This window comes from Massilia sp. S19_KUP03_FR1 (assembly GCF_036688685.1).
Classification (GTDB): domain Bacteria; phylum Pseudomonadota; class Gammaproteobacteria; order Burkholderiales; family Burkholderiaceae_D; genus JALYUM01.
Genome location: NZ_JAQQPS010000018.1, coordinates 94,276 through 119,642, shown reverse-complemented (window position 1 = coordinate 119,642; position 25,367 = coordinate 94,276). Strand labels below are relative to the sequence as shown.

The following is a 25,367-nucleotide window of genomic DNA, read 5'->3' as shown; positions in this document are numbered from 1 at the left end:
CAAACGTTAAGCCAGGTAAAGGTCAGCGCGTTGGCAATTCCGTGGTCGCGTCGGGCAGCGCCGAGAGGATGGTGACCGCCACGCGCCGGTTGCGGGCGCGCCCTTCCGGCGTGTTGTTGGACGCCACCGGCAAATTGGCGCCGTGACCGACTGCCGTCAACCGCGCCGGCGCCATGCCGCTGTCGATGAACAGGCGCACCACGCTGCTGGCGCGCACGGCCGACAATTCCCAGTTCGACGGGAACAGCGGATTGGCAATCGGCACGTCATCGGTATGCCCCTCGACCTGGACGGCGTGCGGGTCATTTTTCAGCAAAATCGCCACCGCGCTGAGCGCCTCGCTCGAGGCATCGGTCAGGGTCGCGTCGCCCGGCGCGAACAGCACGCTGGCATTGATTTCGACGCTCACGCCGCGGCTGTTCTGGGTGACGCGCACCTTGCCCTCCTTCACCAACGGGCCGAGCGTGGCAGTCAGGTCGCGCGCCAGCATGGTCAGCCGATCTTTCTCGCGGCGCATGGCCTCGGCACGTTTGCGCGCCACGATGTTCGGCAGGCTGAAGGGCTGTTCGACCGTGGTGACCGGCGTCGTGGCCGCGCCGCGTCCGCCAAACGCGTCGCCCAATGCGTCCGACAGCACCTTGTACTTGCCGACGTTGACCACCGAGATAGCGTACATGACCACGAAAAACGCGAACAGCAGGGTCATGAAATCGGCATACGAAATCAGCCAGCGTTCGTGATTTTCGGAATCTTCCTGGTAGCGTTTGCGCGCCATGCCAAACTCAGGCGCGTGCCAGCAGGCTGGCCACGCGTTCATCGACGACGCGGGTATGGTCGCCGGTGGCCAGGTCGTGGAACACGTCGGCCAGGATGTCGTACTGGGCCACCTGCTCGGCCACGATGCCTTTGAGTTTATTCCCGACCGGGAAGAAGAACAGGTTGGCGAGGCCCACGCCGTAGATGGTCGAGACGAACGCGACGGCAATGCCGGCGCCCAGGCGCGACGGGTCGCTGAGGTTTTCCATCACGTGGATCAGGCCAAGTACTGCGCCGAGGATGCCGATGGTCGGCGCGTAGCCGGCGGCCGATTCCCAGATGCGCGCAGCCTGGCGCTGGCTGAATTCGTAGGATGTGATCTCGGTTTCGAGCAGGCTGCGCAGGCGCTCCGGTGCAATCCCGTCGACCACCAGGCGCAGGCCTTTCTGGACGAACAGGTCGGGCGTCATTTTCTGGTATTGCTCGAGCTGCAGCAGGCCGTCGCGGCGGGCGGTCAGGCTCCACAGCGCGATCTGGCGCGAGTACAGCTGGCGCTGGCTGGCGGGCGGAAAAAACACCCAGCGCAGCATGCGCATGCCGCGCACAAACGTGGCCGCTTCAGTTTGCAGCAGCACGGCGCCAAAGGTGCCGACCACGACAATGGCAAACGCGGCCGGCTGGATCAGCGACGCGAATTTGCCGCCATCGAGGCTGTGTCCGACGAACAGGCCGGCCAGCGCCAGCCCCAGTCCAATTATGCTCGCCCAGTCCACAGCTGCTCCTTGAGTGCGGCGCGCAGCCTGGCGACAGCCTGGGTGTGCAATTGCGACACCCGTGATTCGGACACGCCCATCACGGCGCCGATTTCTTTCAGGTTCAATTCTTCTTCGTAGTACAGGCCCATCAGGATTTTTTCGCGCGGCGGCAGGTTGTCGATGGCGTTAATGATCGCCTGGCGGAAGTCGGTTTCGAGCAGCGCGCGCAGTGGGTCTTCGTCGTCGATGGAGTAGCGGTCGAGGAAACTGCCGTCGTCGTCTTCGCCCTTGAAATCTTCGTAGTAGACCAGCTGGTGGCCGCCGCTGTCGCCCAATAAATCCTGGTAGTCGCCCAGCGACATTTTCATCGACTTGGCGACTTCGGTTTCGGTGGGCGGGCGCCCCAGTTTTTGCTGCAGCGAGCTCATCGCCGTTTCGATCTTGCGCATGTTCTGGCGCGTGCTGCGCGGCAGCCAGTCGCTGTTGCGCAGTTCGTCGAGCATGGCGCCGCGGATGCGCAGCACGGCATAGGTTTCGAACTGGGCCCCGTGGGTTTCTTCGTAGCGCGAGATGGCGTCGAACAGGCCGATCATGCCGGCTTGAATGAGATCGTCGACCTCCACGCTAGGGGGAAGCTTGGCCTTCATGTGATGGGCGAGGCGCTTGACCAACGGCATATGCTGCGTCAGCAAGAGTTCCTTGTCCGTCTTCTTCCCTTTTGCTGTGTACATGCGTTAGCTATTTTTCTTATAAACCAAAATGGGCACTGCCTCCTGCCGGAATGGCAAAACGGCCGGCCAACTGGCGAAACGCGACCGAGGCACCCGCCAGCGGAAACGCATCGACCACTGCGCGGCCCAGGCGCGCGGCGCGTTGCAGGTACTCGTCGGCTGGTACCGACCCCATCGAACTGAGCTGCACCGCCAGGTAGCGCGTTGCTGCAGTAGCCATATTATCGTATACCACCTTGGCTTCGGCTTCGGATGCGCCGGTGACCAGAATACCGAACGGGCGGCGCCCCAATTGTTGCGACAAACGCTTCACCAGCGAGTACGCCGCGGTGATCGAGGCGGCGTTGCACGATACCTGCACCACGATCTCGGAATTGTCCATGATCGGCAGGGGAAACGTATCATCGCTGCCGAATTCGCCGTCAACGATGCAGATGCCGGCCTGCTTGACCAGCACATCGAAGGTCTTGGCCAGGCGACGCGTATCTTCCTGCCCCAGGTACTCGCCCTGGCCGCGCGCGCGGCGCACCATGCTGGCAACCTGGAACCCTTGCGGCGCCTGGTGAATCACCTGGTTCAGCGCACATTCCTGGCGCGCCACTTGCAGCAGCGAGCCACCCTGGTCGACGCCAAGGCGCTGGGCCACGCCGTATTCATGGGCGCAGGCGTCGACAATCATGACGTCGTTGCCGGCCCGGGCCAGCGAGGCGCCCAGGTTGACCAGCATGGCGCCCTTGTCGTCTTCAGGCGTGGCGGAAAGAAAGGTCACGATGCGTGGCTTGGGGCCAGCCAGCATCCGGCGCAGGCCCTCGGCCTGGTCGAAATCGAAATTACCCAAAGGACACCTCGCCCAGTTTGCGGCCAGCGCTGGTGCCAGCCATCAGAAGCGGCAGGTCGGCATCGCTGATCTCGGCCTGGCGGCCGCTGCGAAAGGCGCGGTCGACCAGCATCGCGCGGTCCGGCAGGTGCAGGTCTTCCGGCACGCGCTGGCCGGTCGAGATGTAATGCAGATTCAGTTTCTGGCGGATCACGACATCGAGCACGTTGCCGAGCGATGCGGCTTCGTCGAGCTTGGTCATGATGCAACCGGCCAGGCCGCTGCCTTGATAGGCGCGCACCACTTCGTTAAGCGTTTCGTTGGTCGAGGTCGAGTTCAGGCACAGCAGGCGTTTTACGTCGGCGCCGGTCTCGCTCAGCATGGCCACTTGCTGCGTCACCATCTGGTCGCGCTGCGAGACGCCGACGGTGTCGATCAATACCGTGTGTTTATTGCGCAGTTCTTTCAGGGCGATGCGCAGGTCGGCTTCATCCTTGACCGAGTGCACCATCACGCCGAGGATCTTGCCGTAGATGCGCAGCTGCTCGTGGCCGCCGATACGATAGGCATCGGTGGTGATCAGGGCCAGCTTTTCCGGGCCATGGCGCATCACGCAGCGCGCCGCCAGTTTGGCAGTGGTGGTGGTCTTGCCGACGCCGGTCGGGCCCACCAGGGCGAACACGCCGCCCTTGTTGAGCATGTCGTCTTCGTCGGCCATCGTGGTCAGATTGCGTTGCAGCACGGTCTTAATCCAGCGCAGAGAATCCGCTTCGTCTTTGCCGGCAGGCAATTTCTCGACGAGGTAGCGAGCCAGCGTGGCCGAGAAACCGGCGGCCAGCAATTCGCGCAGCACGCCCGCTTTCTGCGGTTCGCGCTGCTGGGTGGCGCCCCAGGACAATTCCGCCAGTTGCGATTCCATCTGGCCGCGCATGGCGCGAATTTCCTTCATCATGCCGGACATGTCGGCGGCGGCCGAGCTCTTGGCCTGGGCGATGGCGGCCGACATCATCGACGTCATGGCAGCCATGTCGAAGGCGGGTTGTTCGATCTGTGGCTGTGCTTGGGCAACCCTGCGGTTGGCGTAGGACTGCGGCGCGGGCGCTGCAACCGGCGCCGGCTCCTGCAAATGCTGCAGCATTGGCCGCGGTGCATCCATGCCCGATTCGGCGGAGGGCGACGCCATCGAGGCGACGTCATCGTTGGCCAGGGCCAGGATTTCGACGATGCCGTCGACCGGACGATTCGACAGGATCACCGCATCCGGGCCGAGGGCTTCGCGGACTTTGCGCAGTGCGTCGCGTGAAGTGGCTGCTGTGAATTTCTTGACGTTCATTTTATTGTCCCATTACCGCCGTTGAGGTATAGGACATATTATTAACGATGCCGCGCGGAAACCATCGGGGGATAAAGAGGGGGAAAGGGGTGTATATCGGGGTTGTGGGATTTGACGGCGGGCGTCGGTGCTCGCCTGGGAACCTGGCGAGTGCGTGCGCAGTATGGGTACCGGCCTGCGCCGGTATGACGGTTTTCAAGCCGGTATGACGGTTTTCAAGATGACGGCGAACGGTGGCGCTATCGCGTCGCTCGCTTTCACCACCGCCCTCCAAACCGTCATCCCGGCGCAGGCCGGGACCCATAACCCCTGTCAGAAACCGCGACGCTGGCTTACCCGAACACGCATCGCAGGCGCGAGCAGTTACCCCGGCGCACCAACAAGCGACGTCACCCGAATCGTTTTCGATTCCGGAATCTCTGCGTGCGACAACACCTTCAACTGCGGCAACGCGCGGCGCAGGAAGCGCGCCAACAAGGTCCGCAACTGCGCCGGCACCAGCAGCACCGGCGTCAGTCCCAGCGCCTCCTGCTGCTGCGCCGCATTGCTGGCCGACTGTGCAATCGTATCGGCCAGGCCCGGCTCGATGCCGGCCCCATCGCCGCCATTTCCCAGTGCCTGCAACAGCAAGCGCTCGAGCCTGTTATCGAGCGTCATCACGGACAGTTCATTGGTGCCCGGGAACAGCTGCTGCACGATCGCACGGCCCAGCGCGACCCGCACCACGGCGGTCAGGTCGGACGGATCGGCATTCTGGTGCGCATGTTCCGACAGCGACTCGATGATGGTGCGCATATCGCGGATGTGCACGCCTTCGACGAGCAAATTCTGCAGCACTTTTTGCAAGGTCGACAGGCTGACGACTTTCGGTACCAGATCCTCCACCAGCTTCGGCGTTTCCTTGGTCAGGTGATCGAGCAAGGCCTGCACTTCCAGGCGGCCCAGCAACTCGGCCGCGTGGGTGGTGATCAGGTGGTTCAGGTGGGTAGCCACCACGGTACCCGCATCGACCACCGTAAAACCCATGCTTTGCGCCTGGTCGCGCAGGCTTGCGTCGATCCAGGTGGCGGGCAGGCCGAACGCCGGATCAGTGGTCACCAGGCCCGGCAAGGTGCCGATCGCCATGCCCGGGTTGATTGCCAGGAACTGGCCGCTGAGCGCTTCGCCGCTGCCTACTTCGACGCCTTTGAGCGTGATGCGGTAGGCCGACGGTTTCAGCTCCAGGTTGTCGCGGATGTGCACCGGTGGCGCCAGGAAGCCGACTTCCTGTGCGAATTTCTTGCGAATACCCTTGATGCGTTTGAGCAGCTCACCACCCTGCCCTTTGTCGACCAGCGGAATGAGGCGGTAGCCGACTTCCAGGCCCAGGGTATCGACTGGCTGGATGTCTTGCCAGCTGGCTTCTTCCTGCTCCGGCGAGGTGGTCGCGGCGGGATCGGCGGCGCCGCCCGCGGCCGGGCTTCCGCCCAGCGCGGCGGTTTCGCGGATGATCCGGGCTTTCTTCGAGACCAGATAGGCCGAGCCTGCCAACAAGCTGGCCAACAAAATGAACACCATGTTCGGCATCCCCGGGATCAAGCCCATGCCGCCGATGATGGCGGCCGTGATGTACAGCACTTCCGGCTTGGCGAACAGCTGGCCCACCAGCTGGGCGCCGATGTCCTGGTCACTGGCCACGCGCGAGACCACCATACCGGCTGCGGTCGAGATGATCAGCGAAGGAATCTGCGCCACCAGACCGTCACCGATGGCCAGCAGGGTGTAGTTCTTCAGCGCATCGGCAAAGCCCATGTCGTGCTGCACCACGCCGACGATCAGGCCGCCGACGATGTTGATGACGGTAACCATGATGCCGGCCACCGCATCGCCCCGCACATACTTCGAGGCACCGTCCATGGCGCCGTAGAACTCGGCTTCCTGGGCAGTTTCGGAACGGCGTTTTTTGGCTTCCGCTTCGCCGATCAGGCCGGCGTTCAGGTCGGCGTCGATGGCCATTTGTTTACCCGGCATCGCATCCAGCGCGAAACGGGCGCCCACTTCGGCGATCCGGCCCGCACCCTTGGTGACGACCGTGAAGTTAATGATCGTCAAAATGATAAACACGACGATACCGACCGTAAAATTGCCGCCAATGAGGAAGTGGCCGAAGGCCTCGATGACCTTACCGGCCGCAGCAGTACCAGTGTGGCCTTCGGTCAGCACCACGCGGGTGGAGGCAACGTTGAGCGACAGGCGCAGCATTGTCGACACCAGCAAAATCGCCGGGAACGCCATGAAGTCGAGCGGTTTGACCGTGTACAGCGCGGTCAGCAGCACGATCACCGACAGCGCGATATTGAAGCTGAAGAACACGTCCAGCACGAAGGCAGGCAGCGGCAGGATCATCATCGACAACAGCAGGATGATGATAATTGGCGCGGCTGCGGCGTTGCCGCCCTTGCTTGCCATCTCAGTCAGCCAGGCGGGCAATCGGATGCTGTTCATTGTGCTGGTCCAGTACTGTTGTCTTTGGGTTTCTGCGAAGCCGGATTGTGCGGATCGAGCTCAGGCGGCACGGCCAGTTTGGTCGGACGGTCCGGATAATTGCCGCCGGCCGCTTTATAGGTGCGCAGCTGGAACACATACGCCAGCACTTCGGCCACGGCTGCGTACAGCGCTTCCGGGATTTCGTCGCCAATTTCCGTGTGCTTGTGCAGGGCACGGGCCAACGCCGGGGCTTCCAGCAGCGCCACCTTGTTTTCTTTCGCCAGTGCGCGGATCTTGGCCGCCACTTCATCGGAACCCTTGGCCACGACGCGCGGGGCGCCACCCTGGCCATCGGTGTACTTCAAGGCAACCGCGTAGTGCGTCGGGTTGGTGACCACCACGTCGGCGGTCGGCACGTCGGCCATCATGCGGCGCTTGGACATTTCGCGCTGCATCTGGCGCACTTTGGCTTTCATCTGCGGGTTGCCGTCCGACTCTTTCGCTTCCTGGATCACTTCCTGGCGCGTCATTTTGAGTTTGTCGGCGTAGTGCCACATTTGATACGGGCCGTCGATCGCGGCGATCAGGCCGAGTCCGCCAACCATGAACAGGAAGGCGGTACCGACCAGGTTGCCCACGTGGACACTGCCGGCCAACAAGGGCTCGACGGTCAGGGCCAGCACGGCGTCCTTTTCGCTCATCACGACGAACCAGGCCACCACGCTCACCACCAGGGTCTTGGCGAGCGCCTTGAACAGTTCGACCAGGGAGTTCTTGGACACCATATTGCCCAGTCCCTTGAGCGGGTTGAGCTTGCCGAAGTTGGGCATGAAGGAATTGGCGCTGAACAGCCAGCCACCGACCAGCAGCGGCGACGCCAGCGCGACCACCATGATGGCAAAGGCCAGCGGCAGGCAGGCGATGAGCACGCTGCCGATGTCAGTGGCAACGCGGTTGATGAGAACGTCGGAGTTGTAAATTTGCTCACGGTCGAGCGAGAGGCCCGAGACCAGCGTGGCCGACAATTGCCGCACCAGCGAGCCGCCAAATACCCACAGGCCAACGCCGGAGGTCATCAGGACAGTGAATGTCGCCAGTTCACGCGAGCGCGGAACGTCACCCTCTCTACGCGCATCGTCGATGCGCTTCTGTGACGCGGGTTCGGTCTTTTCTGCGTCGCTTTCGTCGGACATCCGGCTCTCCATGTGACCGCCGCACAGAAGGTGCGGCAGGATCAGGAGACATTATGCAAGATATTGCCGTATGGCTATCCTTGAAGCAGGCATGCAAAGCGGGCTTTAATTGCCCGCTTGCGCCCGCTTGCTGATGATTACTTATCAGTCGAACAAGTCTGCTTCAGCCAGCAGCTTGGCCGCTGCATCCTTGGCCGCCAGTTGCGGCTCGAAATCGAACGGCCAGTCGATGCCGAGCGCCGGATCGTTCCACAACAGGCTGCGCTCATGCGCCGGATACCAGTAGTCGGTGGTTTTATACAAAAACTGCGCGGTTTCACTGAGCACCACGAAGCCGTGCGCAAAACCCGGCGGCACCCACAGTTGCCGGTTGTTTTCTGCGCTCAGTCGCACGCCGACACTCTTGCCGAACGTAGGCGAGGACTTGCGCAAGTCCACCGCCACATCAAACACGTCGCCATCGATCACGCGTACCAGTTTTCCCTGCGGATGCTGGATCTGGTAATGCAGGCCGCGCAGCACGCCGCGCGCCGACTTGCTGTGGTTGTCCTGCACGAAAGCGACGTCCAGGCCAGTCGCGTCGGCAAATTCGCGTGCGTTAAAACTTTCATAAAAAAAGCCGCGTGCGTCGCCGAAGACTTTCGGCTCAAGAACCAGGACTTCGGGCAGCGCGGTCGGGGTAACGGTGTACGGCATTCAAAGGCTCACTTCAACAGGTTCAACAAATATTGGCCGTAGCCGTTCTTGGCCAGCGGCACGGCCAGCTTCTGCAGTGCAGCAGCGTCGATCCAGCCTTGGTGATAGGCGATTTCTTCAGGACAAGCCACTTGCAGACCCTGGCGCCGCTGCAGCGTGGCAATGAAGCTGGATGCTTCCAGCAGGCTATCGTGGGTACCCGTGTCGAGCCAGGCAAAACCGCGGCCCATGATTTCAACGTTCAGCTTGCCCTGTTCCAGGTAGACCTTGTTGACGTCGGTAATTTCGAGCTCTCCGCGCGCGGACGGCTTGATGTTGGCGGCAATGTCGCACACCTTTTCGTCATAAAAATACAGACCGGTGACGGCGTAGCTGGACTTTGGCGCGCTGGGCTTTTCTTCGATGCTGGTGGCGCGCATCTGCGCGTCGAAATCGACCACGCCATAGCGTTCCGGATCCTGCACGTGATAGGCGAACACCGTCGAACCTTCAGTGCGGTCGTTGGCGCTGGCCAGTTGCTTGACCAGATCGTGGCCATAGAAAATGTTATCGCCCAGCACCAGCGCGCTCGGCTTGTTATCGACAAAATCCTTGCCGATGACGAAAGCCTGCGCCAGGCCGTCCGGGCTTGGCTGCACGGCGTAGGTGATGTTCATGCCCCACTGGCTGCCGTCGCCCAGCAAATCGGCGAAACGGGGCGTGTCTTGCGGCGTGCTGATCAACAGCACATCGCGGATACCACTCAGCATCAGCGTGCTCAGCGGGTAGTACACCATCGGCTTGTCGTACACCGGCATCAGCTGTTTGCTGACGGCCTGGGTAACGGGATACAAGCGGGTACCGGAGCCGCCGGCGAGGATAATGCCCTTGCGTTGATTAGTCGACATTGAGTTTCTCTCTAGAAAATTTGTTGCAGCACGTGGCGCACACTTTGCCGCCAGTGCGGCAGATGAAGACCGAAGGTCGCCTGGAAATAACTTGTATCGAGCCGCGAATTGGCCGGGCGCGCGGCCGGCGTCGGATAAGCCGCCGTTGCCAGCGGGACCACCGCATCGGGCCCCAGCTTCAGCGGCTTGCCGGCGGCAATCGCTTCGGCGATGACGAACCTGGCGTAGTCGTACCACGTGGTGGCGCCAGCGCCAGTGACGTGATACGTGCCGAAGGCCAGCTCGCCCTCCACCTGCAGGTAGTCGCGTACCAGGTGGGCGGTGAGGTCCGCCAGCAATGCCGCCGAGGTCGGCGCGCCATGCTGGTCGGCCACAACCGACAGCGTTTCCCTCTCGCCGGCAAGGCGCAGCATGGTCTTGGCAAAATTGCCGCCATGGGCGCCCACGACCCAGCTGGTACGCAGGATCAGGTGGCGCGGATTGGCCAGGGCCAGCGCCAGTTCGCCCGCCAGCTTGCTGGCGCCGTAGACGCTTTTCGGCGCCGGGGTGTCTTCCTCGCTGTAGCTGCCGTCCTTGGTGCCGTCGAAAACATAATCGGTCGAATAATGGATGACCAGGGCATTCAGGCGGGCGGCCTCTTCACCGAGCACGCGCACGGCGTCGCGGTTGATGAGGAAGGCACCGTCGCGGTCGGATTCGGCCTTGTCGACGGCCGTGTAGGCCGCCGGATTGACAATCACGTCCGGCTGCACGCGCGCCACGAAGGCGCGCAGGGCGTCCAGGTCGGCCAGATCGCATTCGCTGCGATCGACCGCAATAATCTCGCCCAGCGGCGCCAGGGCGCGCTGCAATTCGAACCCGACCTGGCCGTTTTTACCGGTAATGAGAATCTTTGGCATCATGCACCGTACTGCTGACCGAGCCATTCGCGGTAAGCGCCGGACGTGACATTGCCGACCCAGGCCTGGTTATCCAGGTACCACTGCACCGTTTTGCGGATGCCGGACTCGAAGGTTTCGGCAGGTTTCCAGCCCAGTTCGGCTTCCAGTTTGCCAGCATCGATCGCATAGCGGCGATCATGGCCAGGGCGGTCGGTGACGAAGGTGATCTGGGTGGTGTACGAGGCGCCATCAGCGCGCGGGCTCAGGTCGTCGAGGATGGCGCACAGGGTGTGCACGACATCCAGGTTGGCTTTTTCGTTCCAGCCACCGACGTTGTAGACCTCACCCAGGCGACCGTCGGCCAGCACGCGGCGAATCGCCGAGCAATGATCCTTGACGAACAGCCAGTCGCGGATCTGCTGGCCATCGCCGTAGATCGGCAACGGTTTTCCCGCCAGCGCATTATGGATGCACAGGGGAATGAGTTTTTCCGGGAAGTGATATGGACCGTAATTGTTCGAGCAATTCGTGGTCAGAACCGGCAGGCCATAGGTGTGATAGTAGGCGCGCACGAGGTGATCGCTGGCTGCCTTGCTGGCCGAATATGGGCTGTTCGGCTCGTAACGATGGGTTTCCGTGAACGCAGGGGCATCCTTGTCGAGCGAGCCATACACTTCATCGGTCGATACGTGCAGAAAGCGGAATGCCGACTTCGCCTCCGTATCGAGCGCGCCCCAGTAGGCGCGCACCGATTCGAGCAGGTTGAAGGTACCAACAATGTTGGTTTGAATAAATTCGCCCGGCGCGCTGATGCTGCGGTCTACGTGACTTTCCGCCGCAAAATTAATAACGGCACGTGGACGGTGCTCGGCCAGCAGCTTGCTCACCAGCTCCCTGTCGCCGATGTCGCCTTGCACAAAAATATGATGAGCGTTGCCCTTAAGGCTGACCAGGTTTTCCAGGTTGCCCGCGTAAGTCAGCTTGTCCAGGTTGAGGACGGTCTCGCTCGAGCCAGCCAAGAAGTCCAACACAAAGTTCGCGCCGATAAAACCCGCGCCGCCTGTTACTAAAATCATGTCATTCTCCAAATTACATTAGCGTATCTATACGACTTGCTGCAACCCTGCCAGACCCAGCCGGCGCGCACGCATCCCACGGGCTGCAGGCTCAAATCGTCCAAGGCGATATGCTAGCCTAATTGTTGAGCGATGGAAACGCAACTCGTTATAAACCCGAACATATAAGCGAGAATCGTCTGGATAACATCAAAATAAGAATCGCATGACCGAGAAGACAACAGTTTCGGATCGCATTTCGTGTTGCAAGATCGCACAATTTTCAGAACGGACTCTTTTAGTTGTTATAATAAAGCGGCAACACGTCTCTAACAGGCATCCATTTCCGTACACCAAGGATCAAAACATGAAAAAACTCTTCGCAACCGTCGCCATCCTCAGCATGATCTCGGCCCCAGTCTTCGCTCAATCGACCGCTCCTGCTGCTGCCGGTTCGGCTGCTCCTGCTGCTCCAGCTGCGGCCGGTACCGCTGCTGCTGGTACAGGTTTCGGCGTCGCTGGCCTGTCGACCGCTGCCATGGTCGGTATCGGCGCAGCTGTCGCCGCCGTTGCTGTCGTCGCTTCGGACAACAACTCGACCACGACTCACCACTGATCCACCGGGAGCGCACTCGCTCCTGATCCTGGCCGGCCTGCCCGGCCAGGTGCGCATCTTCGCTATGCAATGTGGGCAACACCTGCCCACACTTTACTTCCCCCACCTACAATGAAAAAAAACCAGCCTTTTTACAAGCGCCTGGGCTTTGCCATGCACGGCATCCACGCAGCACTGCGGAACGAAGCAAGTTTCCGCACCCAATGCTGCGCCACCGCCCTGGTCATACTGGTACTCGTGTGGCGCCAGCCGGCGCCGCTCTGGTGGGCACTGTTGCTGGTCAACTGTGGCACGGTGCTAGCGGCCGAATTGCTCAACAGCGCACTCGAGGCGACCCTCGACCTGCTGCATCCTGAGGTGCATCCGGCAGTCAAGCTGGCCAAGGATTGTGGCGCCGCTGCGGTGCTGGTGCTTAGCGCAACCGCCGCCTGCGTGTTCACGGCATTCGTGGTTGCGACATTTCAAGGATAAAAAAATGACGCCGCAGCGCCATTTCATTTCATCAGTAACTGGTTTGCCAGGCTACATTGATCTGTTTCGGACTCGGCAGAATCGAGAAACTGGACCGGCGCTGGTCGCGCTGCGACTGCCATAACCAGCTGCCCATCACATAGCCCACCACAGAACCGGCCACCACATCGGATACCCAATGCTGGCGATTAGCCACCCGACCGGCAGCGCCCAGAGCTGCGACACCATACAGCCAGGGCGCATCGTACTCCTGGGCAAACGGCGTCACGGCGGCAAAGGCCACCGCGCTGTGCCCGGACGGAAACGATGCATCCGAGCGCTTGCCGTTGCTGCCAACCCTACTCCATGGCCCCTGCTCTTCACCAGGACGGGCACGGCCGACAACATACTTTGCGCCATACGACACAGCCACCGAGGCCGCTACCGCCTGCAGAGAAATAAGGCCGATGTTCTGCACGCGCTCGTCGCCAAACGCGATAGCGGCACCCGCAGCGCCGACCAGCACGACCGGCATGGCCTTGCCAACGTTGCCCCATTTGTGCAGAACGGTTGATGCCGCGTGGTGCTTGACGAACCGGTCTGCCGGCTTATCGAGCAAGGCACTCGCCAGGACTGCGCCGCCCGCAACGGCTGCGCCCCCAGCCCACTGCGGCAGCGTCGGGGTAGACGACGTCGACTGTTCGAGACGCGTGCGGAATGCCGGCCACGGACTCGGCAAACCGGTCACAGGAGGATTGATTGCCGCCAGGCTCTGCTCGTCGGCGCGCTCGGCGAAATTGCCGAGGCCGTCCGCCTGATTCAGGTCGCGCCGCGGCTGCTCGATCATGTCGTACAAGTCGCCAGGCGAAGCCACCATCTGGCCGACGTCGCGCGTCCACGGTGAAATGGCGATACCGGCATTGGCCTGCGAATCCATCGGCAGCACGCCATTGAGCGGGATGGACAGGAACACGCCCTTGTCGTGGTACGGGCTGCCTGGCGCGCCGGGATTGGTAATATCGTTGCCGTTGGTGTGCGCATACCAGGCGCCAATCTCGATACCCGACTGAAACCGGCGCTTGAATTCGAAGCGTGCGCCCGTGTCGCGCGCCAGGAAACGCCCGACGCGTGCGGTAACGGAAACGTCGTACGGCAGCCGGTAGTGCAGCGCGCCAAGGGCGGTGACAGTCTTGTAGTCACGCTTGCCCAGCCAGCCTTCGTAGCCGCGCTGCTGCAAGGCGTCGACGGTCAGATCGGTTGCCCAACGACTATCCTTTGGCAAGTACAGCACCTGGCCGCCGAAGCCCCGGTACATCTCCTCGTAAAAGCCGCCGGATACGCGCGTATACACACGCTCGGCCGGCTGCATGTACTGGTTCAGCATCGCCTTGTTCAGCTTGAAACGGCCGCCACGCTTGTACTCCGCGATGTCGGTGCGTACATGCGGCAGCAGGCTGTTCGATGCCTGCGTGACGCCGGAAATGTTCTCGAACAGGCTGGCGCGTAGCACGCTGTTGAAGTACAGCCCTTCGCGCAGGCGCTGATCGTAGTTGGCTGCCGCCGCGACCTCATAGCGCAGTGCACCACTCGGGTCGTTGAAGAAGAAGCCCAGCTTGGGCACAAGTTTGAAACGGTTGGTTTCGCGATCTTCGGACCCAAGTTGCACCATATTACCGTCGCGGCCCACCTGCACGGTCAGCCCGTTGTCGTCCTTGAGCGCGACCAGCATGGCCTGCTCGTCGCCGATGCGATCAGCCGGCGTGGCATAACGCACTAGCACGGTTTGCAGGAACGCGGTGCGACCGACCAGGCCGGTGAAGTAGTCGGTGAGCCGCTGCAGGTCGAAAAATTCGAAGGTGACGATGGGCTGCTCGAGCTTGGTGTATGTCACATGGATCGCACGCGTGCCCTGGGGTGCAAACGCCAGCGCCGTACGGGTAGCGCGGCCAATGGCGCGGCCTGTATTGACGATCCGGTTGTTGGTCAGCGTCAACTTCAAGACACCACGGTCGAGCTCGACGCGGATATTCTTGAAATCCTGCTTCGCCAGTGCCTGGACCAGCGCGGCACCATGCGCCGGATCGGCCTGCCATTCGCCGGCCGAGACTGGGCCCGGCGCATCCTTTGCCTGAAAATATTTTGGCTCGTAAATTTTAGGGATGTATTCGCGTTCGCCTAACGGGATGCTGACGTAGGCATTTGCGCTGAAATGGTCGCGATGGCGTGCCACTTGCGCGCCCAGCCAGCCCCAACGGTATTCAACGCCTACAGCGGGCCCCTTGCTGCGGGCGCCAGCATCGGTTGCATCAGCGCGAAAATCTTTTTTGTAGTCATTCGCATCGTACTCCGCCACGAGAGCCAAGCCCGGTGTGTCAACGGAATACCAGCGTGCCCCGGCAAACATGCCAGATGGACGTCTTCGTCCGTAGCCGAGGCTCGCTTCGATGTTCCTGACGCTGCCAAATGTCTTCGTGGCAACGATATACTGGCCCTTGAACAGCTCGGTACCAAACAGGTCAGTGGCACCAACCGCAACCGACGGCAGCCATTTCGATTCCTCGAGCAGGCGCAGTTTGCCGCTGACGACTTTGTCCTTGAAGCGTCCGTAATTGCTGCCGTATTCGCCCGGCACATTGCTAAATCCCGGAATGCCGTTGATCGACACATATCGCGCCGTAAATTCCAGGAACGGAAATACCGTAGCGGTTGCCCACAGGCTGCCATAAGGTTGATCGTAGCTATAACCCGTCGAAAGTGTTCCGTCCAAGCCCACTGCGGCGCTAGGCATATTGATATAGCCTGACTGCCCATTCAGGGTAGGGGTAGCTGCAATCACATTAGTAGTGCCAAGAAGAAACAGACCGCACCAGCTGTATTTAATCGAATTTTTCAGAACTATGAGCACGTCGGCAACCTGGCAAGCCCATCCATCCCTTTATGACTGAAAAGAGACTATTGGGAAATTGATGGCAAAGCCCATGAGTGTAACACTTGCCGCGAATGTGGCCAACGACACGACACGATTTATTTTGTTGCTATTATGCAACTAATTCCGGAACAGCGCACCTCGCTCGCTCAGAATGTGGCCTCAGACTGGGTAATTATATCGAACGCTGTATTTTACTTCTCGCATCGTTTATCATGAGAAAGTAAGAACGTATTACGCTGGCTCATACGTCGCATGCAATTTTCGCATCAATGAATTGTGACGAGGTGGTTACATGGACTCCCATCCCTCCCATTTGCTCCACGTTGTAGGGAATGCCGGCCAAAACTTGTGGCGCTTAGAACTATGCAAAATTCATAATTTGTCAATCGTAAATGAAAAAAAAGTTTCTGAACCTTTCGCGGCTTAAAAAACAAGTTGTGGCAGCAGCGACGGACTTCGTGTGTATTCCGCTGACCCTAACTGCATCGATAGCGCTCCATCTTAACTCGATTCATGTCCTTGCCTTGGGCGACTACTGGATATTGATTCTCGCCGCCCCTTTTATTTCGATACCGATCTTCGTTCGCGTTGGGCTATACCGCGCCGTGATCCGCTATATCGATCATAAAATCGTGCTGACCGTAGCAGGCGGTGCAGTGATATCCGTCATGGTACTGGCCGCGCTTGGGAGTCTTTTGCCCGGTGTCTCGTTTTCGCTCTCGCCCTACGTCATTTTCGGCGCGATCCTGATACTCTACCTATTGATCAGCCGTTTCACCGCGCGTGGATTTTTTCTGGGCGACCGCCGCGCGCCGCAGCGGATGCGCGTCGCAATTTACGGCGCGGGCCACGCTGGCATTCATTTGGCGAATGCCCTGCGGCCGAGTCTCGAATATTTGCCTGTCGTCTTCCTTGATGACAATCCGCAACTGCAAAAGACAACCATTGCCGGCATCAAAGTCTACTGTCCGACGCGTATTCGGGATATTCTCGAAAAATACAATGTCGCAGCGATATTGCTGGCTATGCCAGCGCTGAACCACGCCGAGCAACGCGCGATCATCGATAAGTTGACCCCATTGAAGATCAAGATCAAGGTCACGCCGCCGATCCAAAGCCTGGTCAAGGGGGAGCTGCGGGCAGAAGACGTGCGCGAAGTGGAAATTGAGGACTTGCTCAGCCGAGATACCGTGGCGCCAAATAGCGTTCTCTTGCCCATCTGCATCACCGGTAAATCCGTCGCCGTTAGTGGAGCCGGTGGCTCAATTGGCTCCGAATTGTGCCGCCAGATTGTGAAGCTAGCGCCGACCCGCCTGATCATGCTCGAAATGTCGGAATACGCCCTGTATGCGATTGACCAGGAGTTACGTGCATTTATTGCGCTACACAAACTGCAGGTCGAACTTGTGCCTTTTATGGGGTCGGTCTTGGACTACCATAAGTCGCTTGATATTTTTAAGCTGTTTGAAGTTGAAACTGTCTATCACGCTGCTGCCTACAAGCATGTGCCGCTGGTCGAGCAAAATCCGGTTGAGGGAATCCGCAACAACGTGTTCGGGACATTGCGTTTTGCGCGAGCAGCGGTGGATGCGAGGGTCAAATGCTTTGTGCTGATCTCTACTGACAAGGCTGTGCGGCCAACGAATGTGATGGGGTCGACGAAACGGCTGGCGGAATTGATTTTGCAGGCGTTTTCGCGGCAACATGTCGGCACGCGATTCTGTATGGTGCGTTTCGGCAACGTACTGGGTTCGTCCGGTTCGGTCGTGCCGTTATTCCGTCGCCAGATCGCCGCGGGTGGCCCGGTGACGCTCACGCACCCGGAAATCACGCGCTACTTCATGACGATTCCCGAGGCGGCGCAGCTGGTTCTGCAAGCTGGTGCCATGGGAACAGGAGGCGACGTATTTGTGCTGGACATGGGCGATCCGGTAAAGATCGCTGACCTGGCCAAGAAAATGATCAACCTGAGTGGACGTGAAGTAAGTTCAGTTGAATCACCGGACGGCATTGAGCTGCGCTTTGTCGGCTTGCGCCCAGGCGAAAAACTGTACGAGGAACTGCTTATTGGCGACAACGCAACAGGCACCGAGCATCCCCTGATTATGCGTGCCCAGGAAGCAGAAATCGCATGGCCGTTTCTGGAGCTGATGCTAAATCAACTCGAAGCTGCTTGCGTGCATGGCGACCATGATGCAATTCGTCGCCAGTTGCAAAAGATTGTCCCTGAATTTAAGCCATCCTCAGTAGTCGACGATCATTTATGGAAACTGCGGCTAAATGCGCGCGACAAACCGAATGTCGATGACGCCCTCGCTGGAACCACTGGCTAAATCCAGGCCAAAACACGAAGCGTCGCAATACGAAGTTCGACCCAGCGCCAACCCGTATACTTGACAAGCATCCCCGTATCATTGCGGATAGCCGCAGGTGGTGGATGAATTTGAGGTAGGACTCAACAGTGTGGATAACTGGCGCTAGGATTGGGATAGATTCGCCTCGTCAGTTCGTTTGAATGTAAGCGATCACCGCCCTGCCGTACAAAATAATCCGGCTCATCTATATCCTACTTACCCGTAAAGTGCCCTACCCCGATCCTGAGATTGATTCCGAGGCAATGAGCGCGAAGAAGAACGCGCCACGTTGGATCAAGCAACCGCAATCGATCGGGAGGTGGCCAAACACAGCGCCTGCGTCCAGCCGGACGTAGCATTGCCGTCATAACGCAGGGTCGGGCCTAGCCGCATCCATTAATTCGTATTAATGCGGGCCAGATATTCACGTGCCTATACCAATCAGCTTTCAGGGTAACGAGGCGCCCTTACAGCGGCCTGCGAAAGATGGACCCCTTAGTACTAGATCTCTAACGCCTATGTGTGTCGGCCGAGCAAGCTAGTGCACAATTCCGTCACGGCGAAGGACCTTCATAACAGTCAAAGCGATCACTTTCAGATCAAACCAAAGTGACTGCTGCTGCAAATATACAAGGTCCAAGCGCACCTTTTCCGACAATGGAAGTTCATCGCGCCCATTGATCTGCGCCCACCCGGTCAGGCCGGGACGTATCATATGAACCCCTTGCTCTGTCCGTAAGTCAATGAGGTTTTGCTGATTGAACAAGGCCGGCCTAGGGCCGACCACACTCATGTCACCTCGAACAATACACAACAACTGGGGAATTTCATCTAAACTAGACTTACGGAGAAAACCTCCGACCGGTGTCAAAAATCTCGCCGGATCCGTCAATAAATGCGTCGCAACAACAGGAGTATCGACGCGCATGGTGCGCAACTTCGGCATTGAGAAAATTCGGTTTGCACGGCCCACGCGATTTGACCAATATAATACCGGCCCCTTCGATGTAGATTTTACAACCAAGGCAAGCACACAAAACGGAATGAAAAAGATCACAAATGCAATCAAACCCAGGCCCAAATCGAGTAATCTTTTCGTCATTTACTACGCCCATTTATCAAAAAAAAGTGTTCGACTGTCTGTTTAATAGCGGTTTGTGGTGTTACCACCGGTTGCCATCCTAATATTGTTCGAGTAGCGGAAATGTCAACCTGCAACGAATCAAGTAGCCGATCCGCAACCGCTCGCCTTCCGAGTAGTTTTGCTAGCAAAACAATGAGAAATGGCGGGAATGGCAAAATTAATACACGTTTTTGCATTGCGTCCGCAATTCTCGCAACTAGTTCATCTATTCCCATGTCAACCCCATCGCTGACCATGAAGATTTTACCGGCCGCTTTTGGATGGTTCCCGCAAACGATTAAGAGATCAACTAAATTATCAAGTGCGACCATACTACGCCGGTTATGAACGGAGCCAAATGGAAGAGGAATTCCCATCTTGACCAACTTGATCAAATTAAGAAAATTGGCCTTCACTCCCGGTCCATAGACCAGAGGCGGTCGTACAATAACCACCTCCAAACCGGTCTCCTCACCGAGTTTCTGCAACGCCTGCTCAGCCTCCATCTTCGATTGCCCGTAGGGATCGCAAGGCTCAGGCACATCCGAGGAACCAAAGAGCTGCGTCGTGGTAGATTCCCCGTTCACCTTAACACTGCTCACGAAGATAAATCGCCGAACACCAGCAACAACTGCCTGCCGCGCAAGGTTGAGAGTACCGACGACATTTACTTCGCGATAAGCGCTTAACGGATCAGTTTCATCGTCAGACATCACATGAACTCGGGCCGCCAAATGGTATACCACTTCGCACCCTCTTAATGCTAATCTCCAATCGGTTTTACCGTCAAGATCGCCAACCTGAACATCGTTCATTGTTGTCGGCTTTCTTACCGCAGACACCACCCGCTCGCCCCGGTCTGCCAGCGCCGTACATAATGCACGACCAACGAACCCGTTACCACCTGTGACAAGATTCATGGCGCCAATCCAAACATCGAATTTTTATATTGGTAACAGAACATCATAAATTTCTCTAGCAACTAATACCGAACAAACATAATCAAACACGACAAGCTAAATAGCCAACGTTCCGACCACCTCCTGCGGCACTTAGCACCGTTGACAGCGAGCCATAACATCCCGATGCGGCCGTTACTGGTCCAACGTAGAATAAAAGGATGCTTATCCACGCCAACGATTTCAGCAATGAGCGCCGCCTGTCCAATTGCCCATCCTCCAGTAACTTTGCGCACACGGTGGAGAAATGCCTTTAGTCCAGAATTGACACCAACCTGGTTTTCCGCATGCTGACGATATAACATATTCGCTTGTTCGTCGATAAACCATTGAAAGTTGTTCGCCCTCGCGAAGGCGTAGATCAACCAATCGTGCAACCCGACATTCTGTACCCGATCCCAATTTCCCAGAACTAAATTCTGAAAATCCGTTGCGAACGCATTCGTCAAAACATAAGTACAACCAGGCCCGGCAGCCTCAAATAAAAAGTCCCAACGAACCTGCGGATGACATTTCTTGATCAGAGCCCTGCGCCCATCAGGCCAGAAGGCAATAACATTACTTGAGTAAGCATCTATGCTCCGTTCAGAAAGAATCGAGACGGCGCGTGAGAGCTTGTTAGGTAGCCATATGTCGTCTTGATCAGCCAAACTAACGTAGTCATACCCGCCCAAGTTCACATCACGAAAGAGCCGCAAAAAATTTGGGGAGGCCCCTCCGAACTTCATTCCGTGCGGAAGAATAACTACCCTGCCGTCACCAATTGCCCGTTTTTCAACCCACTCCTCAGTGCCATCAAGTGAAAGATCAACACTAATGTAAACCGTAACCTTCACGCCCTGTTGGGCCAATATGCTATCCAATTGCTCGCCGAGCCAACGAATTCCATTAAATGCGGCAAGTAACACTGCGACAGAAGGCACTGAAAAAGATTTATCATTCATTCAACGTCCCAAACTATCTAAACGAATTTCCAATAAGTCGGAAAATAAAAAAACGCAAGTTCATGATGCTCGGCTCAATACTTGCAAGAAAGAATGGCGAAACAAATTGTTGCGCTGACCCAACTCGATCGCTGCCCCTTCACTCCACTCATTCCAGGAATTAATCAAAACGGGCAAACCAGCATCCGAATTAATTTTCCGCAGCACTTCAAGCGACTCTTCAGAAATACCATCGTGCGTAACTTCCGTTCGATTTAGTCGATAACGTGGAACATTATTCCAAGACAAAAACGAAGAGCGCATTAATGGAAATGTCCCAGTACTAGCGCGCAAAGAGGACTCAATTCTCCCGCTGGAGATCGCATCGATATAATCGCCATACCTAAATTGGCGAGATCCGTCCTTCACCAATAGACGCTGGCGTTGCGAGCCAATCCACTCGAATATTTTTGGAAACTTAGCTTTAGCCGGAACAAGCAAGTTACTAAGCAATGACGAAACCTTGTGGTTAAAAAAGAAACGAGGTTGAAATTCGCATCCAAAATCATAAGGTTGCAGTTGCGCAGGAGATTGAGGGTAGGAGATACAAGCACCAATCAGCGGATTATGACCGAGTTTGGCGAACTCATCACGGTAAATAGATATTACCTCGGGCAATGATTTACTCGCCTGCGCGTTATAGATAATAAATAATGGACGACCACCAACGCAGTGATAATGGGGAAGGCAGAAAAAACGTGCTAGATACGCCGCGTGCTCAGCAATCATTTCTTTCACTGGCCGGTGAGTTTGTTCAACCAACACATCACCTGGTTGTCCAATCCACCGCTTAGTCCAAGTCTCATTTGCCCAGCAAAGGAAAAATGGAATCTCCACATCCGGTTGCGCTAACAACTGCCGCTCGAATCCCCCGAGCGCCGAAACCCCATCGAAATGATAATGATAGACCATGACTCCAGCGTTCGACAAAGGCAGCGCACGAAGATCGTCAGCTAATGTCCGCAAATATTCACGCGAACTTGGATCGTAATAGCCCCTTTCTGGGATAAAGGATGAACGCTGAGTTTCTGGCAAAGCACGAATCAGATCCCAGTCCGTAAATCCAGCCCCCCAAGCTTTATCATTAATCGGATCAGGGTTGAACTGCGGAAAAAAAGAGAAGAAATACTGCGGAGTAGACATAATTTTAAAATCGGTTCGTGAATATGGCAAAACGAGTAGTCAGAGTAAGCAGGGTTGACTGGCGCGAAATAGGAATTGAAAACGCCAATAATACCCGTCTCCAAACACTACATTTCGCTCGCAGCAACGCGGCGAGGATATAACGAGATTCCGGACGCAATAGAGCTCCGTATATTTCAGAAAAATCCGATAGCTGTTTCGAACGAATTGAACTTCCGGCGCTGAACAGGGTACGGACTCTCATGCGCATAGCAGCAAATCCAGTAGGGCCTGCGCCGATTGCATTCGACCCATGCTGCCTGTATTGAAGAGTCGGTGCGGAGTCAAAACACAGCCTTGCATTCACGCACCCAGTAGCAATCAGATAACACCACCAATCGTGCATTATCGCATGTTGTGGCATCCCTTTGGCCACCAGCAACCTAAATGAGTGGTTAAACGCCAGCGTGCAACCTGTCAACAGGCTCTCGCACGCGGCGCTAGCAAATGAAAGATTTGAGGGCAAAGTCGAAAGCCGGATTGCATTGAGATTTTCGTCGACCACGCGAAGCCTTGACGCATACAGCGCCGGCATGGCATCTCGATCGGAACCAAGCGCTTTTACGGCCAGTTCAATTTTTCCTGGCTCCCAAAAATCGTCTTGATCGCAAAAAAAATAGATGTCTGCCTCAATCGCGTGTCGGACAGCATAAAGGAAACTGCGCGCTGGCCCGAGCCGCGGTCCATCCAGCTCCTGCAAAATCACTCCTTCCTTCCGGGCCCACGTTTGTACAATCGCTACAGAATTATCATTCGAGCCGTCGTCACGAAGGATAAGAATATCAATTTTTCGACTCTGATTCGACAAAGATGCTAACTGCTCAGGCAAAAACTTTTCACCATTATAGGTAGCGAGGATTACGGCAGTCAAAGGTGTTTTCAGAGTACTGTTCATTCGGCACCGATCGACGGGTCCAGCAAATATGGACTATAAAATATAAAAAGAAAGGAAAACATTCCCGCAAGCAGAAGCAACACAATGTGGGCGATTTTTTGGCTAGATGACCTCAGTGACGCGAGCCATACCCCCAAGGGCAAAAGCGCGAAAAAATGCTCACTTATACGAAATGCTGCAACAGAAACGGATGAAAGAACCGTTAATGCACAAACACCAAGAAGAAGCGCGCAAAAGACTGCATCGGATACACCGTAGCGCGTCATTACTGCCTCATCCTCAACAACCTCACAACGCCTAAAATGCAACCCAATTAACGAAGTCGCTAGAGCAAGCATACTGAGAAAACTATATGGGTTGGGCCGATCCCAAATACCTTCCGCAGCCAGCTTCAAATAAATAGCAGTGCGCGGGTCAGGAATTGCAGCCAACACAGCATATCCTAATTCGTCAAAAATACTTGTAGCAGCCAATGCAACAATAAGAGCCACAAAACCGCTGAAGATTAATCGTCCCCTGCGTGATCTGGTCATATATAAAATGCCGGGAACAAGAAAACCAATCGCGGCCTGCACATGGATTAGCGATGCAAGCGCCGTTAACAAATAATATCGTCGGCGATCCTTCTCGATATTAGAGAGCGCATACATCCAAATGCCAATTGCCAATCCGGCGCGAATTTGCGTAAAGTCATGTAGGAAGAAATAAGACGCAACGTAAAGCAAAATTACGATCGTTTTATTTCCGCTGAGTCGGCACAACGCACCAAGTTTTATCCAAAGCCCCAATGCACTAAATGCCGCATAAAATACCTCGCCGGAAACACCGAAGTTACTAAATAACCATACTGCACCACCATAGAGCGGATCCTGACCGACGGCTTCCAGAAAACCAACCTGGCCGATATCGATGAAATCCCGCAGATAAGTCGTATAGTCACGACTCCCGATCGGCATCAGCCAGCAAGTCAATACAACGGTACCCGCCCACACAAATAACCTCGATGTGCGCGACATCTCACTATTTAATAAATAGGCAGTAAGTGCGGGGAGAACAAGAAGTAAGTAAAGCCACATTATTTAGGCGCCAATTACTTGCCGCAGTTGCGGACGGTCAACAAGTTCAAAAAGTCAGCCGCCACACTGGTCCAACCAAATGGACCAATTGCCGATTCGGCAGCGTCCAACGTTGCCTTGAGTGCTACTGGCGTCTGCGCCGCAATCGACCTTACAGCGTTAGCGATTGCCTCGGGGTTGTTCACGGGAACAATCCAAGAATTGCTCGAGTCCGCCGGAAGGTAACCCGTCGTTATAACAGGGGTACCACTTGCCATTGCTTCCAGCACGGGGTAGTGACACGCACCATGCTGCACGGTTCCCGCAGCAACCAGAATATCGACCTCTCGATAATATTCGGCAAGGGCAGTATCGCCGTCCGGATAAACAATCTCGGCCTGCGGATGGGACCATCCTTCAGGCAAATTTCCAAAAGCAACGCGAAGGCGAATAAAGGAATTGTCAGCCGCAAGAATTTCGAAAGCCTTCAGGACATCAACGGTACCTTTTGTCTTTTCATGACGTCCTATCGTGCCGATCACAATAGTCTTTCCTTCTAGAAACGAAGGTTCTATTTCCCGTCGTTTGAACAAATCAAGGTCGAGTCCTGGCGGGATCCAGACGTCGGCGCGGATTCCGCGATACCCGATATAAATTGGCGCATTCGCAACTTGCCGCAGCGGTAACAGATAGCTTAACGCCGAATACGCTTGCAGCACTCGTCCGCGCCAGCCTGGCGTGAAGCTGTAATATTCCGGTTCATACGCCTGCACGTAGTACCATTTTTTTGCGGCACCAGTCCCGGCTAAAGCAATGGGCAAGGCCGTGAACGAATGATTGGCAAGAATCACATCGTACTCGGCACCAGATTTTCGAACAGCGCGAAACATACCGATAAAAATCTCAGCACCGTTACCAGACTTTTTAAATCCCTTCTGTGCAGATCCCTGATCAACAGTGTTACCATTCTTATCGAATCGTATAATATTTGCATCAGTTGGGAAATATGGATCAGCAGAGCGGGCATCAACTAAAAAGTCAACGGAATGACCTGCGTCTACCCAGCGGCTCGCCAGCTCTGCAAGTACACGGAAACCGCCGCCACGTTCAAATGTGGCGACTGGAATGAGAATTTTCATCACTACGACTTTCGGTTAAACTTAATAATATTAAATATAAACATGAAGGAGCAATATTTCAACCAATGGTGGTTTAATATAAACATTAAGAACATCAAATTAATAGTGGTGC

22 protein-coding genes are annotated in these 25,367 nt (G+C 56.8%); 3 read left to right on the top strand and 19 right to left on the bottom strand.

The window, feature by feature from the left end; translation table 11 throughout:
* Window positions 1–22: 22 nt before the first annotated feature.
* The 11 genes from motD to rfbB all read right to left on the bottom strand — a co-directional run bounded on the left by motD (window position 23) and on the right by rfbB (window position 11,591).
* On the bottom strand, window positions 23–775 hold the full coding sequence (gene motD / locus V6M87_RS19700) for a flagellar motor protein MotD (protein ID WP_332878356.1): 753 nt from the start codon (window positions 773–775) through the stop codon (window positions 23–25).
* 7 nt (window positions 776–782) lie between these two features.
* A complete protein-coding gene (locus V6M87_RS19695) occupies window positions 783–1,529 on the bottom strand; it encodes a flagellar motor protein (RefSeq protein ID WP_332878355.1) in 747 nt (248 codons plus the stop codon).
* On the bottom strand, window positions 1,511–2,242 hold the full coding sequence (locus V6M87_RS19690) for an RNA polymerase sigma factor FliA (protein WP_332878354.1): 732 nt from the start codon (window positions 2,240–2,242) through the stop codon (window positions 1,511–1,513). The genes V6M87_RS19695 and V6M87_RS19690 overlap by 19 nt, the downstream gene beginning before the upstream one ends.
* Before the next feature lie 16 nt (window positions 2,243–2,258).
* Window positions 2,259–3,080 carry a MinD/ParA family ATP-binding protein gene (locus V6M87_RS19685; protein WP_332878353.1) on the bottom strand — a complete coding sequence of 274 codons (822 nt, stop codon included), beginning with the start codon at window positions 3,078–3,080 and terminating at the stop codon, window positions 2,259–2,261.
* Window positions 3,073–4,392, bottom strand: coding sequence for a flagellar biosynthesis protein FlhF (flhF, locus tag V6M87_RS19680; RefSeq protein ID WP_332878352.1), 1,320 nt, complete (start codon window positions 4,390–4,392; stop codon window positions 3,073–3,075). Before flhF ends, V6M87_RS19685 begins: the two co-directional genes overlap by 8 nt.
* 363 nt (window positions 4,393–4,755) lie before the next feature.
* Window positions 4,756–6,876, bottom strand: coding sequence for a flagellar biosynthesis protein FlhA (gene flhA, locus V6M87_RS19675; RefSeq protein WP_332878351.1), 2,121 nt, complete (start codon window positions 6,874–6,876; stop codon window positions 4,756–4,758).
* Window positions 6,873–8,051, bottom strand: a complete 1,179-nt coding sequence (gene flhB, locus V6M87_RS19670) for a flagellar biosynthesis protein FlhB (protein WP_332878350.1) — start codon at window positions 8,049–8,051, stop codon at window positions 6,873–6,875. The genes flhA and flhB overlap by 4 nt, the downstream gene beginning before the upstream one ends.
* Before the next feature lie 144 nt (window positions 8,052–8,195).
* Entirely contained in the window at window positions 8,196–8,747 is a 552-nt protein-coding gene (gene rfbC, locus V6M87_RS19665) for a dTDP-4-dehydrorhamnose 3,5-epimerase (protein ID WP_332878349.1), read from the bottom strand.
* A gap of 8 nt (window positions 8,748–8,755) precedes the next feature.
* Window positions 8,756–9,634 carry a glucose-1-phosphate thymidylyltransferase RfbA gene (gene rfbA, locus V6M87_RS19660; protein ID WP_332878348.1) on the bottom strand — a complete coding sequence of 293 codons (879 nt, stop codon included), beginning with the start codon at window positions 9,632–9,634 and terminating at the stop codon, window positions 8,756–8,758.
* Between the two features lie 11 nt (window positions 9,635–9,645).
* Window positions 9,646–10,536, bottom strand: coding sequence for a dTDP-4-dehydrorhamnose reductase (gene rfbD, locus V6M87_RS19655; protein ID WP_332878347.1), 891 nt, complete (start codon window positions 10,534–10,536; stop codon window positions 9,646–9,648).
* Window positions 10,533–11,591, bottom strand: coding sequence for a dTDP-glucose 4,6-dehydratase (gene rfbB / locus V6M87_RS19650; RefSeq protein ID WP_332878346.1), 1,059 nt, complete (start codon window positions 11,589–11,591; stop codon window positions 10,533–10,535). Before rfbB ends, rfbD begins: the two co-directional genes overlap by 4 nt.
* A 205-nt stretch (window positions 11,592–11,796) precedes the next feature.
* On the opposite strand from rfbB, the gene V6M87_RS19645 reads away from it, so the two are divergent.
* Window positions 11,797–12,186 carry a hypothetical protein gene (locus tag V6M87_RS19645; RefSeq protein WP_332878345.1) on the top strand — a complete coding sequence of 130 codons (390 nt, stop codon included), beginning with the start codon at window positions 11,797–11,799 and terminating at the stop codon, window positions 12,184–12,186.
* 111 nt (window positions 12,187–12,297) lie between these two features.
* Window positions 12,298–12,657, top strand: a complete 360-nt coding sequence (locus V6M87_RS19640) for a diacylglycerol kinase (RefSeq protein WP_332878344.1) — start codon at window positions 12,298–12,300, stop codon at window positions 12,655–12,657.
* 31 nt (window positions 12,658–12,688) lie between these two features.
* On the opposite strand, the gene V6M87_RS19635 is transcribed toward V6M87_RS19640, so the two are convergent.
* Window positions 12,689–15,472: a YjbH domain-containing protein gene (locus tag V6M87_RS19635; RefSeq protein ID WP_332878343.1), complete on the bottom strand. Its 2,784-nt coding sequence runs from the start codon at window positions 15,470–15,472 to the stop codon at window positions 12,689–12,691.
* Between the two features lie 485 nt (window positions 15,473–15,957).
* Here V6M87_RS19635 and V6M87_RS19630 point away from each other — a divergent pair, with 485 nt between their 5' ends.
* A complete protein-coding gene (locus V6M87_RS19630) occupies window positions 15,958–17,898 on the top strand; it encodes a nucleoside-diphosphate sugar epimerase/dehydratase (RefSeq protein WP_332878342.1) in 1,941 nt (646 codons plus the stop codon).
* A gap of 559 nt (window positions 17,899–18,457) precedes the next feature.
* Here V6M87_RS19630 and V6M87_RS19625 read toward each other — a convergent pair.
* From V6M87_RS19625 to V6M87_RS19595, 7 genes are all read right to left on the bottom strand, one after another.
* Entirely contained in the window at window positions 18,458–19,021 is a 564-nt protein-coding gene (locus V6M87_RS19625; RefSeq protein WP_332878341.1) for a sugar transferase, read from the bottom strand.
* Window positions 19,018–19,962, bottom strand: a complete 945-nt coding sequence (locus V6M87_RS19620) for a UDP-glucose 4-epimerase family protein (RefSeq protein ID WP_332878340.1) — start codon at window positions 19,960–19,962, stop codon at window positions 19,018–19,020. The genes V6M87_RS19625 and V6M87_RS19620 overlap by 4 nt, the downstream gene beginning before the upstream one ends.
* Before the next feature lie 62 nt (window positions 19,963–20,024).
* Window positions 20,025–20,945 carry a glycosyltransferase gene (locus V6M87_RS19615; protein WP_332878339.1) on the bottom strand — a complete coding sequence of 307 codons (921 nt, stop codon included), beginning with the start codon at window positions 20,943–20,945 and terminating at the stop codon, window positions 20,025–20,027.
* Window positions 20,946–21,005: 60 nt separating this feature from the next.
* Window positions 21,006–22,127, bottom strand: a complete 1,122-nt coding sequence (locus V6M87_RS19610) for a glycoside hydrolase family 99-like domain-containing protein (RefSeq protein WP_332878338.1) — start codon at window positions 22,125–22,127, stop codon at window positions 21,006–21,008.
* A gap of 4 nt (window positions 22,128–22,131) precedes the next feature.
* Window positions 22,132–23,061: a glycosyltransferase family 2 protein gene (locus tag V6M87_RS19605; protein ID WP_332878337.1), complete on the bottom strand. Its 930-nt coding sequence runs from the start codon at window positions 23,059–23,061 to the stop codon at window positions 22,132–22,134.
* Entirely contained in the window at window positions 23,058–24,137 is a 1,080-nt protein-coding gene (locus V6M87_RS19600; protein ID WP_332878336.1) for an EpsG family protein, read from the bottom strand. Before V6M87_RS19600 ends, V6M87_RS19605 begins: the two co-directional genes overlap by 4 nt.
* A 14-nt stretch (window positions 24,138–24,151) precedes the next feature.
* Window positions 24,152–25,255: a glycosyltransferase family 4 protein gene (locus V6M87_RS19595; RefSeq protein ID WP_332878335.1), complete on the bottom strand. Its 1,104-nt coding sequence runs from the start codon at window positions 25,253–25,255 to the stop codon at window positions 24,152–24,154.
* Between the last annotated feature and the right edge of the window lie 112 nt (window positions 25,256–25,367).

Coding starts and splice junctions, on each gene's coding strand:
- V6M87_RS19620 (WP_332878340.1), bottom strand. CDS start 19,962: ATGAATCTTGTCACAGGTGGTAACGGGTTCGTTGGTCGTGCATTATGT.
- flhB (WP_332878350.1), bottom strand. CDS start 8,051: ATGTCCGACGAAAGCGACGCAGAAAAGACCGAACCCGCGTCACAGAAG.
- rfbD (WP_332878347.1), bottom strand. CDS start 10,536: ATGATGCCAAAGATTCTCATTACCGGTAAAAACGGCCAGGTCGGGTTC.
- V6M87_RS19690 (WP_332878354.1), bottom strand. CDS start 2,242: ATGTACACAGCAAAAGGGAAGAAGACGGACAAGGAACTCTTGCTGACG.
- motD (WP_332878356.1), bottom strand. CDS start 775: ATGGCGCGCAAACGCTACCAGGAAGATTCCGAAAATCACGAACGCTGG.
- V6M87_RS19625 (WP_332878341.1), bottom strand. CDS start 19,021: ATGACGAAAAGATTACTCGATTTGGGCCTGGGTTTGATTGCATTTGTG.
- V6M87_RS19595 (WP_332878335.1), bottom strand. CDS start 25,255: ATGAAAATTCTCATTCCAGTCGCCACATTTGAACGTGGCGGCGGTTTC.
- flhA (WP_332878351.1), bottom strand. CDS start 6,876: ATGAACAGCATCCGATTGCCCGCCTGGCTGACTGAGATGGCAAGCAAG.
- V6M87_RS19605 (WP_332878337.1), bottom strand. CDS start 23,061: ATGAACAGTACTCTGAAAACACCTTTGACTGCCGTAATCCTCGCTACC.
- rfbC (WP_332878349.1), bottom strand. CDS start 8,747: ATGCCGTACACCGTTACCCCGACCGCGCTGCCCGAAGTCCTGGTTCTT.
- V6M87_RS19600 (WP_332878336.1), bottom strand. CDS start 24,137: ATGTGGCTTTACTTACTTCTTGTTCTCCCCGCACTTACTGCCTATTTA.
- rfbB (WP_332878346.1), bottom strand. CDS start 11,591: ATGATTTTAGTAACAGGCGGCGCGGGTTTTATCGGCGCGAACTTTGTG.
- V6M87_RS19610 (WP_332878338.1), bottom strand. CDS start 22,127: ATGTCTACTCCGCAGTATTTCTTCTCTTTTTTTCCGCAGTTCAACCCT.
- V6M87_RS19630 (WP_332878342.1), top strand. CDS start 15,958: ATGAAAAAAAAGTTTCTGAACCTTTCGCGGCTTAAAAAACAAGTTGTG.
- V6M87_RS19615 (WP_332878339.1), bottom strand. CDS start 20,945: ATGAATGATAAATCTTTTTCAGTGCCTTCTGTCGCAGTGTTACTTGCC.
- rfbA (WP_332878348.1), bottom strand. CDS start 9,634: ATGTCGACTAATCAACGCAAGGGCATTATCCTCGCCGGCGGCTCCGGT.
- V6M87_RS19645 (WP_332878345.1), top strand. CDS start 11,797: ATGACCGAGAAGACAACAGTTTCGGATCGCATTTCGTGTTGCAAGATC.
- flhF (WP_332878352.1), bottom strand. CDS start 4,392: ATGAACGTCAAGAAATTCACAGCAGCCACTTCACGCGACGCACTGCGC.
- V6M87_RS19640 (WP_332878344.1), top strand. CDS start 12,298: ATGAAAAAAAACCAGCCTTTTTACAAGCGCCTGGGCTTTGCCATGCAC.